Origin of the sequence: Glaciecola petra (genome assembly GCF_031846345.1) — a bacterium.
Lineage (GTDB): Bacteria > Pseudomonadota > Gammaproteobacteria > Enterobacterales > Alteromonadaceae > Glaciecola > Glaciecola petra.
In genome coordinates this window covers 863,886-878,460 of sequence record NZ_JAVRHX010000001.1, presented here as the reverse complement: position 1 = coordinate 878,460, position 14,575 = coordinate 863,886, and the positions used below count along the sequence as shown (strand labels likewise).

The 14,575-nt window shown below is 40.7% G+C and carries 11 protein-coding genes and 3 tRNA genes; 10 read left to right on the top strand and 4 right to left on the bottom strand.

Annotation, left to right across the window (positions count from 1 at the left end):
- The first annotated feature begins 66 nt into the window (after nucleotides 1-66).
- The 4 genes from RM552_RS03955 (at nucleotide 67) to RM552_RS03940 (ending at nucleotide 1,987) form a co-directional block, all read left to right on the top strand.
- Nucleotides 67-151: transfer RNA gene (locus RM552_RS03955), tRNA-Leu, on the top strand.
- A gap of 6 nt (nucleotides 152-157) precedes the next feature.
- Nucleotides 158-233 (top strand) — tRNA-Gln (locus RM552_RS03950).
- 64 nt (nucleotides 234-297) lie between these two features.
- Nucleotides 298-373, top strand: a tRNA-Gln gene (locus tag RM552_RS03945).
- A 141-nt stretch (nucleotides 374-514) separates the two neighbouring features.
- Nucleotides 515-1,987, top strand: coding sequence for an alanine/glycine:cation symporter family protein (locus tag RM552_RS03940; RefSeq protein ID WP_432277176.1), 1,473 nt, complete (start codon nucleotides 515-517; stop codon nucleotides 1,985-1,987).
- Here RM552_RS03940 and RM552_RS03935 read toward each other — a convergent pair.
- On the bottom strand, nucleotides 1,984-2,160 hold the full coding sequence (locus tag RM552_RS03935) for a hypothetical protein (protein ID WP_311367484.1): 177 nt from the start codon (nucleotides 2,158-2,160) through the stop codon (nucleotides 1,984-1,986). The genes RM552_RS03940 and RM552_RS03935 overlap by 4 nt on opposite strands.
- Nucleotides 2,161-2,181: 21 nt before the next feature.
- On the bottom strand, nucleotides 2,182-3,348 hold the full coding sequence (locus RM552_RS03930) for an FAD-dependent monooxygenase (protein WP_311367483.1): 1,167 nt from the start codon (nucleotides 3,346-3,348) through the stop codon (nucleotides 2,182-2,184).
- A 243-nt stretch (nucleotides 3,349-3,591) separates the two neighbouring features.
- On the opposite strand from RM552_RS03930, the gene miaB reads away from it, so the two are divergent.
- From miaB to RM552_RS03900, 6 genes are read left to right on the top strand one after another with little or no spacing between them, the layout of a single operon-like run.
- The gene (gene miaB, locus RM552_RS03925; RefSeq protein WP_311367482.1) at nucleotides 3,592-5,019 is read left to right on the top strand and encodes a tRNA (N6-isopentenyl adenosine(37)-C2)-methylthiotransferase MiaB; all 1,428 of its coding nucleotides are present in this window, start codon (nucleotides 3,592-3,594) and stop codon (nucleotides 5,017-5,019) included.
- A 24-nt stretch (nucleotides 5,020-5,043) separates the two neighbouring features.
- Nucleotides 5,044-6,087 (top strand): PhoH family protein, encoded by a 1,044-nt coding sequence (locus RM552_RS03920; RefSeq protein ID WP_311367481.1) that lies wholly within the window; start codon nucleotides 5,044-5,046, stop codon nucleotides 6,085-6,087.
- Nucleotides 6,088-6,093: 6 nt separating this feature from the next.
- Nucleotides 6,094-6,594: an rRNA maturation RNase YbeY gene (gene ybeY, locus RM552_RS03915; RefSeq protein WP_311367480.1), complete on the top strand. Its 501-nt coding sequence runs from the start codon at nucleotides 6,094-6,096 to the stop codon at nucleotides 6,592-6,594.
- A 42-nt stretch (nucleotides 6,595-6,636) separates the two neighbouring features.
- On the top strand, nucleotides 6,637-7,497 hold the full coding sequence (gene corC, locus RM552_RS03910) for a CNNM family magnesium/cobalt transport protein CorC (RefSeq protein WP_311367479.1): 861 nt from the start codon (nucleotides 6,637-6,639) through the stop codon (nucleotides 7,495-7,497).
- Nucleotides 7,498-7,522: 25 nt separating this feature from the next.
- Entirely contained in the window at nucleotides 7,523-9,007 is a 1,485-nt protein-coding gene (gene lnt / locus RM552_RS03905; RefSeq protein WP_311367478.1) for an apolipoprotein N-acyltransferase, read from the top strand.
- Nucleotides 9,008-9,041: 34 nt separating this feature from the next.
- The gene (locus tag RM552_RS03900; protein ID WP_311367477.1) at nucleotides 9,042-10,700 is read left to right on the top strand and encodes a SulP family inorganic anion transporter; all 1,659 of its coding nucleotides are present in this window, start codon (nucleotides 9,042-9,044) and stop codon (nucleotides 10,698-10,700) included.
- 24 nt (nucleotides 10,701-10,724) lie between these two features.
- On the opposite strand, the gene greA is transcribed toward RM552_RS03900, so the two are convergent.
- Complete coding sequence (gene greA / locus RM552_RS03895; RefSeq protein WP_311367476.1) at nucleotides 10,725-11,204, bottom strand: transcription elongation factor GreA; 480 nt, start codon at nucleotides 11,202-11,204, stop codon at nucleotides 10,725-10,727.
- Between the two features lie 141 nt (nucleotides 11,205-11,345).
- Nucleotides 11,346-14,567 (bottom strand): carbamoyl-phosphate synthase large subunit, encoded by a 3,222-nt coding sequence (carB, locus tag RM552_RS03890; protein WP_311367475.1) that lies wholly within the window; start codon nucleotides 14,565-14,567, stop codon nucleotides 11,346-11,348.
- Between the last annotated feature and the right edge of the window lie 8 nt (nucleotides 14,568-14,575).

Here is a 14,575-nt window from a genome sequence, read left to right as displayed (position 1 = left end):
TTTTTTGTTTTTTATGAGTTTGGTAGACACTTCAAACTCATGGCTTACGTTTTCGGAAACTTCTTTGCGGAAGTGGTGGAATTGGTAGACACGCTGGATTTAGGTTCCAGTGCCGCGAGGCGTGAGAGTTCAAGTCTCTCCTTCCGCACCACATTGTTGGGGTATAGCCAAGTTGGTAAGGCAGCGGGTTTTGATCCCGCCATTCGTAGGTTCGAGTCCTGCTACCCCAGCCATTTTCCAAGAGATATGCTTGAAAATGGACTTGTTTTTAACAGACTATTTTTATGCCTATTTTATTGGGGTATAGCCAAGTTGGTAAGGCAGCGGGTTTTGATCCCGCCATTCGTAGGTTCGAGTCCTGCTACCCCAGCCATATCCAAACGCCAGCAATGCTGGCGTTTTTTTATTGTTTTTATGAATCTCGTTGCTAATCGTTAACATTAGCCATGGTCAAATCTATAAAAATACTGCACAATAGATTTACATTTTAGTTATTCTCCCTTCATATTTCTTCATGGATACACTACTTTCTTGGCTCCAAACTAATATATTTGCGCCCATGCAAACCTCAGTAACTGCTGTCGTTTCCTTTGTGAACAACATTTTGTGGGGGGATGGGCAAGTACTGATATATCTATTATTAGCGGCCGGCGCATGGTTTACCTGGCGTTTAAAGTTTATTCAAATTCTTGATTTTAAGCATATGTTTTCGATTATGCGCAAAAGTGGTAAATCAGACGAAGTAGGTATTAGTTCATTCCAAGCATTATGCACAAGTCTGTCGGCACGCGTAGGGACAGGAAACCTTGCAGGCGTGGCCGTTGCCATTTCTTTAGGAGGCGCCGGTGCAATCTTCTGGATGTGGGTAATTGCTATATTGGGTATGGCAACAGGTTATGCGGAAAGTGTTTTAGGACAAGTGTATAAAATAAAAGACAGTAACGGACAATATAGAGGCGGGCCTGCCTACTACATTCAACAAGGTATACAAAATAAAGCATTTGCATGGGTTTTCGCATTGTGCTTATTTTTTGGCTATGGATTCGTGTTTTCTGCAGTGCAAGCAAATACGATAACCGATGCATTAAATAACAGTTACCAACTTCCTACTCATTATGCCGGGCTAGGCATATGCATACTTGCCGCGTTAATAGTAGTAGGTGGACTTCGTTCAATCGCAAAATTTGCTGAATATGTGGTTCCTTTTATGGGAGTGGCGTATATTTTAGTTGCCCTTGCAATAACTCTCATCAATATACATCTTTTACCCGGTGTTTTACTCGATATCATACAAAGCGCATTTGGATTGCAAGAAGCTGGCGCTGGCGCGCTGGCTGCGGCGATAAAAAACGGCATACAACGCGGATTGTACTCAAATGAAGCAGGTTCAGGTAGCGTCCCTCATGCTGCCGCCGCAGCGACTCCAGAACCTAACCACCCAGCCTCTCAAGGTTATGTGCAAATGTTGGGAGTATTTATTGATACTATGGTCTTGTGCACGTGTACGGCCTTTATCATTTTATTGGGCACGCAAACTAGTATTGGCGAAATGGAAGGTATACGTCTTACCCAAACCGCTATGCAATCACATTTAGGCGCGCTTGGAAGCGACTTTGTGTCAGCTGCCATATGCTTGTTTGCGTTTACCTCTGTAGTCGCAAACTATGCTTATGGCGAAAGCAATTTACACATGTTTAAATTAGATAATAAAATCGGACGAGGTGTGTATACCTCAGGCTATTTATTGATGATTTTTTGGGGCGCCATGGCATCATTACCCATGGTTTGGGCCATGGCCGATATGGCCCTAGGCCTAATGACGTTAGTAAATATTATTGCAATCGCTATGCTAACGCCTACTATTGTAGCGGTTACACAAGACTACAAAGCTAAACGAAAATTGCAACAAGAAGTGACTTTTGCGCACCAAGACTGCCATATACAAGGTCAATTAGAAGAGCCCGATATATGGAAGTCTAAAAACTAGCTAAAACCGTACATTAGCCCTGAAAGCAACAAAGCAATCAGAATTAATGGCAAAATCCAACGTTGAATTTTGCTCGCGGACTCGTCACTCATGCGCATATTTGATTTTTCTATCATTGGAATGATCACGATAAGTGCAATGAATAACACACCAAGAATAATTAACACATTCATCTATATATCCTGTTTTAAGGTTTATGATATACCCATTGCATATCGGAGTACTTTTGCTTTTATAGGCCCTGTTTGATTTGCCACTTTTAAGCCTACCTGCCGTATAATTCGCAAAGGTAAGGCTTCATTTGAAAATACCGAATAAATAACATCCATTGCTGTCATCATTGCTAAATTATGGCCTTTTCGAGATTTTTCAAACAAAGTACATACATCAGATACTGATTCAATGCCCTGCTCTTCAATGAGCTCTAATAAAGTAGCAACATCTTTAAACCCTAAATTAACACCTTGCCCCGCCAAAGGGTTAATAGTGTGGGCAGCATCACCAAGGATAATACTTTTTCCTTGACCATATCTATGTGCATGCATCCTAGCAATTGGAAAACTCGCTTTTCCTATAATTTCAAAACTAGGTAAAAAAGGTGGAAAGGCGCGTAATATCATGTGTTTCAATGTGCGATTATCTGCTTGTTGAATCTTATTTGATTGGTGTTTTTCGTCATACCAAACAAGGCAAGCGTGATTATCATACATAGGTAGCAATGCTCTTGGGCCAGTGGAATAAAATTGCTGCCATGTTGTATCAGGAATAGCGGCGTTTAATTTGACCAATATTGCAGTTGCACTTTGCTTATATTGCCATCCACTGGTGACTATCTTGCTTGCTTTTCTTACCAAAGACTGAGCGCCATCAGCACCAAGAATCATTTTTGCTTGAATGGCTAAGCCGCTCTCTAGCTGAACATTTCCTTTGCTGGTGTCGATAGCACTTATCATTTCGCCATATTTAATATCAACATGCTTTTCATATTTGTCTTGAATAGAACGCAAAAGGCCCAGCTGAACTAAGCGATTTTCGATGAAATACCCAAGCTTATCTTGTCCAATATCCTTTGCATCAAACGTAGTGGCTGCCGTTGCGTCTTCCCATACGCTCAATCGACTGTATGGTCGTAGGCGTGTATTTTCGATATGTTGCCAAGCACCTAATTGTTTGAACAGATTAATAGCGTGCAAATTAAATGCAGATAAGCGTAAATCCGGGCATTGCTCACGGTCGAAAGACTGAGGTTTTTGATGCTCAAGCAATAAAATACGTAAAGGTTTTTTTAAACGAGCCAATCCCAGCGCCATTGCTGCGCCTATCATACCGCCGCCTACTATGCATACATCATAGTTTTTCATCTGCTTCAGATTGACCCTTTCATTCATAAATTCGTGTTTGATACGAACAACGATATTTTTGCTTAAAAACAAGTTATGCCAATTATGCCATAAACCAAATTAGATAATCTCGTTTTAATAGTTTTAAAAATATAATAGATACTGGCCTTAACAAGGCTTTGAGGGTAAAATGCTTGGCCGTTTTGTAGTCTTACAATAACAAAACGCGATTGGCTTTATTGAAAAAGGTTTTTAAAAAACGAAATGAGCAAGAAACTATTTATTAAAACATGGGGCTGCCAAATGAACGAGTATGACTCGGACAAAATGGCTGACTTGTTAGATGCTACTCATGGTTATTCACTTTCTGAAGAAGCTGAAGACGCTGACGTCATCTTACTTAATACTTGTTCGATTCGTGAAAAAGCACAGGAAAAAGTATTTCATCAACTAGGCCGCTGGAAAAACTTAAAAAAGGACAAACCTGAGTTAATTATCGGTGTAGGCGGCTGTGTAGCGTCTCAAGAAGGTGACCAAATACGCAAACGTGCTCCATTTGTTGATATTGTGTTTGGCCCACAAACATTGCATCGTCTACCTGAAATGATTGGCCAAATCAAACAAGGCGAGCGTTCAGTTGTTGATGTTAGTTTTCCCGAAATTGAGAAGTTTGACCGATTACCCGAACCTAAAGCAGATGGGCCTAGTGCTTTTGTTTCCATTATGGAAGGTTGTTCAAAGTACTGTAGTTTTTGTGTTGTGCCCTATACAAGAGGCGAAGAAGTCAGTCGTCCTGTTGACGATGTCTTGTTGGAGATTGCTCAACTCGCGTCTAAAGGTGTACGTGAAGTCAATATGCTTGGCCAAAACGTGAATGCATATCGAGGCGAACAATACGATGGAAGCATTTGTCGATTTGCAGAATTACTTGAATTAGTGGCAAGTATAGATGGTATAGATCGCATCAGATACACCACTTCGCACCCTGTAGAATTTACCGACGACATTATTTCTGCGTACGAAAATATACCTGAATTAGTCGATCATTTGCATTTACCTGTGCAGTCGGGCTCAGATCGTATTTTAAACATGATGAAACGCGGCCATACTGCAATTGAATATAAATCCACTATACGAAAATTAAAAAAAGTCCGGCCAAACATTGCTATGTCATCTGATTTTATTATTGGTTTTCCTGGCGAAACAGAAGACGACTTTGCCGATACCATGGATTTAATTAATTTTGTCGGCTATGACATGAGCTTTAGTTTTATTTATAGCGCGCGACCGGGGACACCAGCTGCCGATGCCGTAGACGATGTAAGCGAAGAACGCAAAAAACAGCGACTACAAATATTACAGCAGCGGATCAATCAAAATGCGCAAACCATTGCTCGCAATATGCTCGATACTACCCAGCGAATTTTAGTCGAAGGGCCGTCTAAAAAGGATCCCAATGAATTAACTGGGCGCACAGAAAATAACAGAGTCGTCAATTTTGTTGGCAGTGTGGACATGATTGGTGAGTTTTGTGATGTAAAAATTACTCACGTGTATAGTAACTCTTTGCGCGGTACCGTTTGCAAGAGAGAATCAGAAATGGGCCTTAGAGTAGCTGTGTCGCCAGAAAGTATTTTGGCAAAGCAACCTAAAATGGATGACCTTGGTGTCATTCAAGTAATGCCCGCTTAATAGAATTGTAAGACAGGAGATAAATTGAGCAAAATAGTCAGTAATCAAGTTGTATTAGAGCCACAAGACACCAAACGCTTATCTAGCTTATGTGGGCCTTTTGATGATAATTTGAAACAAATAGAACGTCGTTTAGGCGTTGAAATAAACTATAGAAACAATGAATTCAGCGTTCATGGCGACCCATTGCAAGCCAATGGTGCCAGCGAATTACTTAAATTGCTGTATATTGAAACACAGGCAATTAAGGGCAGTGTACCCGTACTTGAACCAAATCAAGTGCATTTAGCCATTCAAGAAGCTAAATGTTTGGAACGTGCAGAAGCCGGCGATTATGGTAAAGAAGTTCATATAAAAACCAAGCGTGGCGTAATAAAACCACGCAATCCAAATCAATCAAAATATGTGTCTAATGTCGTGACTCACGATATTACGTTTGGCGTTGGTCCAGCTGGCACGGGTAAAACATATTTAGCAGTAGCCTGTGCAGTCGATGCTTTAGAAAGACAAGAAATAAGACGAATATTACTCACACGACCTGCCGTTGAAGCTGGTGAAAAACTGGGGTTTCTACCGGGTGATTTATCGCAAAAAGTCGACCCTTATTTAAGACCTCTTTATGATGCCTTATTCGAAATGCTTGGCTTTGAAAAAGTTGAAAAACTTATTGAACGTAATGTCATTGAAGTCGCTCCACTTGCCTATATGCGTGGTCGAACGCTAAATGACGCGTTTATTATCTTGGACGAATCACAAAATACGACTGTCGAACAAATGAAAATGTTTCTAACACGCATTGGCTTTAATTCTAAAGCGGTGATTACTGGGGATATAACTCAAGTTGATTTACCACGAGGCGCCAAATCAGGTTTACGACATGCTATAGATGTGTTGTCGGACGTTAACGATATATCGTTTAATTTTTTCAGTGCGAACGATGTTGTGCGTCACCCTGTTGTTGCAAGAATTGTGCAGGCTTACGAAGATTATGATGCTGAACAAGACGCTATAAAAGCGCAATTGCGAGCACAAAAAGACCAGCAAGATCAACAGCCGAAAAAAGATTAGTCATTCATGACAAATTGCGACCCAACAGAAATCGTTTTGGACCTTGATTGGCATATCGCAGAAGATGTAGAAGAAAAACTGCTTAAGCATATCCCTAACGCAAAACTTGTATCCAATTGGCTTAAAACCACATTGGAGCAAGTTCAGTATGAGGGGATCCTAGAAGTTGGTATTCGAGTGATTGGTAGCGAAGAGTCATATAGTTTGAATCAACAATATCGCAATCAAGCCAAAGCAACCAATGTATTATCGTTTGAGAGTGAGTTACCCGAATATATACCTTCTAATTTTATTGGTGATTTGGCGATTTGTGCACCAATTGTGATTGAAGAAGCAGAAACTCAAAATAAATTGGCGCATGACCATTGGGCACACCTTTGCATACATGGACTCTTGCATTTATTAGGATATGACCACATTACAGAAAGTGATGCTGAAAAAATGGAAAGTGCCGAAATAAAAATATTAGCGCAATTAGGTATTGACGACCCTTATCAAATTAGGTGAGGATAGGCGATAAATTGAACAATAAAAACGAGTAATCATTACATGAGTGACGACAACCCCCACTCTAGCAACGGTTCTTCTAACAAAAGCTGGTTTGCACAACTAATGCAGGGCTTTAAAGGAGAACCGAAAAACAGAGAAGAATTATCAGATCTAATTTCTGACGCCCAAGAACGCGAACTAATAGACCCGCAAACCAAAGAGATGATTGAAGGTGTAATGGGTGTCAGCGACATGCGGGTTAGAGACATAATGATTCCCCGAGCACAGATGATAACCATCGATATAGAACAAAGCGTCGACGAATTTTTACCCTTAGTTTTAGAATCAGCGCACAGTCGTTTTCCGGTTATTAGTGAAGATAAAGACCATATTGAAGGTGTATTGCTTGCCAAAGATTTATTGACTTATGCTTTTAATAACGAAAAGACCTTTATCCTTAAAAATGTCATCCGTGAAGCGGTTATCGTGCCTGAAAGTAAACGAGTTGATGTGCTGCTCAAAGAGTTCAGACAGCAACGATATCATATGGCAATCGTGGTTGACGAATATGGTGGAGTCTCGGGTCTTGTCACAATAGAAGATATCCTTGAACTCATTGTCGGCGAAATTGAAGATGAATTTGATGATGATGTTGATGAAAACGATAACATTCGTCCCTTAAACACATCTACCTATTCAGTTAAGGCGCTCACGCCAGTAGATGACTTTAATGCTTTTTTTGAATCCAGCTACAACGAAGAAGATTCTGATACTATTGGTGGAGTAGTGTTACGTGCCTTTGGACACATGCCTGACACAGGTGAAAAAGTACAAATAGATAATATAAACTTTGAAGTCACACATTCTGATAAAAGACGTTTACTGCAATTAAAAGTTTACTTACCCGACCTGGAGAAATAAGCTGAAGCCGCTAGTTCTCTACTTATTGTTAATATGCAGCGGTGCTAGCTTAACCTTTGCTTTTGCCCCCTATGGTCAATGGTACTTACCATTTATGGTGCTACCAGTCTCATTTTATTTAATTTCACGCTATGCAGACAAAATATTTATTGCTGCTTGGATGTTTGGTTTTGGCTATTTTAGCGCGGGCATAGCTTGGGTACATGTAAGTATTGCCGAATTTGGTGGTATCCCATTAGTTGCTTCATTATTTTTGATGTTTTTACTTTGTGCGTACTTAGCCTTATTTCCAGCAATGGCTTTTTACCTAACAAAAAGATTTTTTCCGATCCGTCCAATGTGGCCTTTGGTATTACCATTTATATGGTTAATAAGTGAATGGGCTCGAGCCCACTTATTAACAGGCTTTCCATGGTTGTCTATTGGTTATTCTCAAAGCACAAGTATGTTAAGTGCATGGCTACCCATAATTGGTGAAATTGGATTGTCTGCACTTATAATTTTGGTATGTATAAGTATAGCGATAGGAATCCAATATAAGAAAGTGATTTCCATCATCCCTATTGTCGTTTTGTTTGTGTCGTCTTTTGTTTTACAAAATGTGCAGTGGACAAAACAGAGTGACCAATCTAAATCGGTGTTGTTGGTACAGGGAAACATCGCTCAATCAATGAGATGGGACCCCAAAAAAGACGAACAAACAATTCGTCACTATCTTGCACTGACAGAGCCCTATTGGGATGCGGATATCGTTGTTTGGCCTGAAGCCGCTATTCCGAAGTTGGAGATTGGTAGTGGAGAATTATTAGTCGCGCTTGACCAACGTGCTATACAAAGCCAAACAGGCTTTATAACCGGTATCGTCGATTACAATATAGAAACGAAAGTCGCACTAAACCTATTGCTTGCCATGGGTATCGACAATGAACAAAGCAATACACCTTATCAATATGGGCATAAAAAACGTTTTGCAAAACATCACTTATTGCCAATAGGTGAATTTGTACCTTTTGAAGACTTACTTAGACCATTAGCGCCAATTTTTGATTTACCCATGTCTTCTTTCACGCGTGGAGAGTATGTACAAGATAATTTATTAGTTAATGAGACCTATTTTGCTCCCGCGATATGTTTCGAAATTGCTTTTCCAAAGCAAATTCGAGCAAACTTGCAACCCCATACAAATGCAATAATTACCGTCAGTAACGACGCGTGGTTTGGCGATTCTCATGGCCCCCATCAACATATGCAAATTGCGCAAGTTAGAGCTAGAGAATTTGGTCTTCCATTATTACGTGCAACTAATAACGGTGTAACTGGCACGATAAATAGTTATGGTCAAATAACAGCAAGTTTGCCTCAATTTGAAAGTGGGGTATTAACAAGTACCCTCCATTTTTCGGAAGGCTTTACACCTTATAGAAAATTTGGAGATTTACCTGTTTGGATAGTGACTGCGATGTTGTTTTTCATCGCCTTGATTATTAGGTATAAAGGTCAGTCAAATTAGTTTTTAAAAGTAAATTAGAGAGTTAGGGACAAGCTTGAAAATTTTTAATGTCATCAATACTTCAAATCTTAAAGGCGATATTTTAGGCGGGCTTACAGCCGCTATCGTTTCCTTGCCATTAGCTTTAGCTTTTGGTGTTGCTTCAGGCGCCGGCGCAGAGGCAGGTTTATACGGAGCGATAATCATTGGGTTTTTCGCCGCGATGTTCGGTGGCACACCCACGCTAATATCTGAGCCTACAGGCCCAATGACGGTTATTATGGCTGCCGTTATTACCACTATGATTGCAAAATATCCGGAAACAGGCCTTGCCATGGCATTTACGGTTGTAATGATAGCAGGCCTAACGCAAGTTTTATTTGGTGTGTTAAAACTAGGAAAGTACATAACGCTAATGCCATATAGCGTGGTCAGCGGTTTTATGTCAGGAATTGGATGTATTCTGATCATTATGCAGTTTGCGCCAGCCGTAGGCGCTTCTGTGCCTGCTGGCGGGGTGACAGGAGCAATAGTGAATTTTCAGGATACACTTAGTAATATCAACACTGTTGCAGCAGGAATGGCGATTTCAACTCTTGCATTGATATTTTTCACACCAAAAAAGATTAAGCAATGGGTTCCCCCACAGCTTATCGCACTTGTTTGTATTTCTATCATTTCGATCACTTTATTTGCCGACGCCGACATTCAACGTATTGGTGAAATAGATGTGAGTTTGCCAAGTTTAGTGTGGCCGACATTTAGTTCTGATCTTTTACAAACAATGATATTAGATGGCATTGTCCTCGGTATCTTGGGCTGCATTGATTCAATGTTAACATCCGTTATCTCTGACAACTTAACACGCCATGAACATAAATCAGATAAAGAACTAATCGGTCAAGGACTCGGCAACTTATTCTCAGGTTTGTTCGGTGGCCTGCCGGGTGCGGGTGCCACAATGGGCACTGTGGTAAATATACAAACCGGAGCGCGGACAGCACTATCTGGTTTGATCAGAGTGGCCATATTAGTTGTTGCAGTTTTTGGTGCGTCAACATTAATATCTGTTATCCCGATAGCAGTTTTAGCCGGTATCGCCATAAAGGTGGGCATAGATATCCTAGATTGGGGCTTTTTAAAACGCTCACATAAAGTGTCTCGTCACTCTTCTATGATCATGTTCATTGTATTATTACTCACCGTTTTCGTGGATTTAGTAGTAGCAGTTGGTATTGGAGTATTTATTGCCAATATTCTCATCATAGAAAAACTCAGTGAATCTCAAGCAAAAAACATTAAAGCGATTAGTGACGTCGATGGCAGAGTTCCACTAAGTTCAGAACAACGCTCTTTACTAAATGGCGCCAAAGGCCAAATTCTTTACTTTTATTTAAGTGGAACCATGATTTTTGGAGTATCAAAAGCCTTATCTCGCGAATTAAAAACCTTAGGCGACCATCATTCCTTAATAGTTGATTTAAGTGATGTTTCGTTTATTGATGATACAGTTGCCCTAGCGATTGAAAACTTGGTGAAGGATGCTCAAGGTTTAGATAAGCAAGTTGTAATGTTAGTGAACAATCCAAAAATAAAAGAAAAATTTATGATGATGGGTTTTGAAGCTTTGTTGGGCGATGCAGACTTTGTATTAGACCGGACCGAAGCCTTGCTACTCGCCCATGACAAATTAAAAGAAGGTGGATACCTTTAATTTGTTGGCATAACTTCAATAATTTTAAATATATTCTACTTCAATAATTTCAAACTCAACAACGCCAGCCGGCGTTTGAATTGTTGCCACGTCATCTATTTCTTTGCCTATTAACCCTCTGGCTATTGGCGAATTTACAGATATCAAACCTGCCTTTAAATCTGCCTCATCATCTCCAACAATTTGATATTTTATTTCTGCGTCCGTGTCGACATTAAGCAATTGCACTGTTGCGCCAAAAATAATTTTTCCGTTATTCGGCATTTTAGTGATATCGATTATTTGCGCGCCTGATAGTTTTCCTTCAATGTCTTGGATGCGCCCTTCACAAAAGCTTTGTTGCTCGCGAGCGGCGTGATATTCAGCATTTTCTTTCAAATCCCCATGCTCTCTTGCTGAAGCAATATCAGCAATAATTCTTGGTCTTACTTTCGTTTTTAACTCATTCAGCTCTTCACGCAAGGCTTCTGCGCCTTTAACCGTCATTGGAAATGTTGTTGCCATGCTTTCTCTCTTTTAGAATTGTTTTTTGAGTTTGTGCTTGTCTAAACTATCAACACAAAAGAAAACGAATGCCCTTGGCATTCGTTTTTACATATAGTTTTACCGTAAGTATAGAACAATAATCAGTTTTCTGACAGATGTTTAACTACGAATTTGTCGGTGTAAATCTTGTACAGAATTAACATTTTTAAATGCATCTTGTGTACCCGATTGCATAGTCGCAAAGGCAGCATTTAAGGTGGTTGTATAGGCCACTTTATTTAACAAGGCTTCTCTTCTGATATACACAGAATCTATAATGGCTTGGCGCCCTTCTGTTGTATTTACTATATACGTATAAGCCCCATTCTTGATAAAGTCGACTATATTTGGACGTCCTTCACCTAAACGATTTGCTACATCACAAGGTAAACCCGCTGCTTGTAATGCGTCTGCAGTTCCTTTTGTTGCCTCAAGTGTAAATCCATTCGCGATCATGCCATGTGCTAATTCAATCGCTCTAATTTTATCGTTGTTTCTTACCGAGATAAGAACTTTACCTTGTTTAGGAAGTGGTTCGCTCGCACCCAAATTAGCTTTTGCGTATGCTTCTTCAAAATTGATGCCTACTCCCATTACTTCACCCGTAGAACGCATTTCAGGTCCTAGTAGGGGATCAACACCTTGGAACTTAGCAAATGGCAAAACTACTTCTTTGACCGAATAAAATGGAGGAATCACTTCTTCCACAAAGTGTTGAGAAGCCAAAGATTTTCCAGCCATCGCTCTTGCTGCTATTTTAGCGAGAGGTACGCCAGTTGCCTTTGAAACAAACGGAACAGTCCTAGCAGCACGAGGATTTACTTCAATAAGATAAACCTGTCCATCTTTAATCGCAAACTGAGTATTCATGAGTCCAACAACTTGAAGTTCTAAGGCCATGTCTTTGACTTGTTTACGCATTTTTTCTTGAATTTCATGGGGCAATGAGTACGGAGGTAAACTGCAAGCTGAATCACCAGAATGTACACCTGCTTGTTCAATATGTTCCATGATGCCGCCAATAACTACTTGCTCGCCATCACATATAGCATCTATATCCACTTCGATGGCGTCATCTAAGAATCTATCCAATAGAACTGGCGAATCATTAGATACTTTTACCGCTTCATTCAAATAGCGAGTTAAATCACTCATGTCATAAACGATTTCCATGGCACGACCACCAAGCACATAGGAAGGTCGAACCACTAACGGAAACCCAATTTTCTCTGCCTCTTCTAAGGCTTCTTGCATGTTGCTAACAGTAGAATTTGAAGGTTGCTTTAATCCAAGCTTTTTCACCATCTGCTGAAATCTTTCACGATCTTCAGCGCGGTCAATAGCATCCGGTGAAGTACCAATTATATTAACGCCATTGTCTTTAAGCGCACGAGCTAGTTTTAAAGGTGTTTGCCCGCCATATTGCACAATGACACCCGTTGGCTTTTCAATACGGACAATTTCTAATACATCTTCAAGCGTTACTGGCTCAAAATACAAACGGTCAGACGTGTCATAATCGGTAGAAACGGTTTCAGGGTTACAGTTAACCATAATCGTTTCATAACCGTCCTCTCGCATGGCAAGGGCAGCATGAACACAACAATAGTCAAATTCTATCCCTTGACCAATCCTGTTAGGTCCGCCACCTAACACCATTATCTTTTCACGGTCTGAAGGATCAGCTTCACACTCTTCATCGTAAGTTGAATACATGTAAGCCGTAGAAGTTGAAAACTCGGCTGCACAAGTGTCTACTCTTTTGTAAACCGGTAAAATTGAAAGACTATGACGTTTGTCACGAACATCACCCTGAGCAACATCTGTCAAGGCGGCTATGCGAATATCTGAAAAGCCTTTACGTTTCAGCTTCCGCATAAAATCGGCATCAATACCCGGCAACCCGAGATCCGTAATCTCTTCTTCCAGTTCAATGATTTCTTCTATTTGTACCAAGTACCATTTGTCGATGTTGGTTAAGGCAAAAATTTCATCAACTGTCATGCCCATTCTAAAGGCATCTCCAATATACCAAATACGTTCAGCTCCGGGTTCTCGAAGTTCGTATATCAGTTTATTTTTGGCTTCAGGATCGTTTAAATCTAAAACTGGCTCGAAACCACTTGAGCCGACTTCTAACCCGCGTAAAGCCTTTTGAAGCGACTCTTGTTGATTACGACCAATGGCCATCACTTCACCAACCGACTTCATTTGTGTAGTCAATCGGTCGTTAGCACCCGCAAATTTTTCAAAATTGAAGCGGGGTATTTTAGTCACTACGTAATCGATCGAAGGCTCAAAACTTGCTGGTGTTTTACCGCCCGTAATGTCGTTTGCCAATTCGTCAAGCGTATAACCAATTGCCAGCTTTGCCGCTATTTTAGCGATTGGGAACCCGGTTGCTTTAGATGCGAGAGCAGAAGAACGAGAAACTCGCGGGTTCATTTCAATAATCACCATGCGACCCGTTTTTGGATCTACACCAAACTGTACATTTGAGCCGCCTGTTTCAACACCTATTTCTCGTAACACCGCTATTGCAGCATTACGCATAATTTGAAACTCTTTATCTGTAAGGGTTTGCGCTGGAGCAACCGTTATTGAATCACCTGTGTGCACGCCCATGGGATCAAAATTCTCTATGGTGCAAACAATGATACAGTTATCAGCTTTGTCGCGCACCACTTCCATTTCGTACTCTTTCCAACCAATCAGTGACTCGTCAATTAGCAATTCAGACGTAGGTGACAAATCTAGGCCTCGCGCACAAATTTCGTCAAACTCTTCAATGTTATAGGCTATACCGCCACCACTGCCACCCATGGTAAATGATGGGCGAATGATACAAGGGAAACCAATACGACTAAGCACATCATGGGCCTGTTGCATGTTATGAGCAATTTCTGCATGGGGACATTCCAATCCAATTGATTTCATCGCTTTGTCGAAGCGCTCACGGTCCTCTGCTTTATCGATTGCGTCAGCATTAGCGCCGATTAATTCAACGTCAAATTCTTTTAAAACACCATGTTTATTAAGATCAAGCGCGCAATTAAGCGCTGTCTGGCCGCCCATAGTCGGCAATATCACATCAGGACGTTCTTTATCTATAATTTTTCTGACTACTTCCCAATGAATGGGTTCGATGTAAGTTGCATCTGCCATTTCCGGATCAGTCATAATAGTGGCTGGGTTTGAATTAACAAGGATAACCCGATACCCTTCTTCGCGCAGTGCTTTGCAAGCTTGCGCGCCAGAGTAATCGAATTCACAGGCTTGTCCTATCACAATAGGACCTGCGCCAAGAATCAAAACACTTTTGATATCTGTACGTTTTGGCATTTTACTCT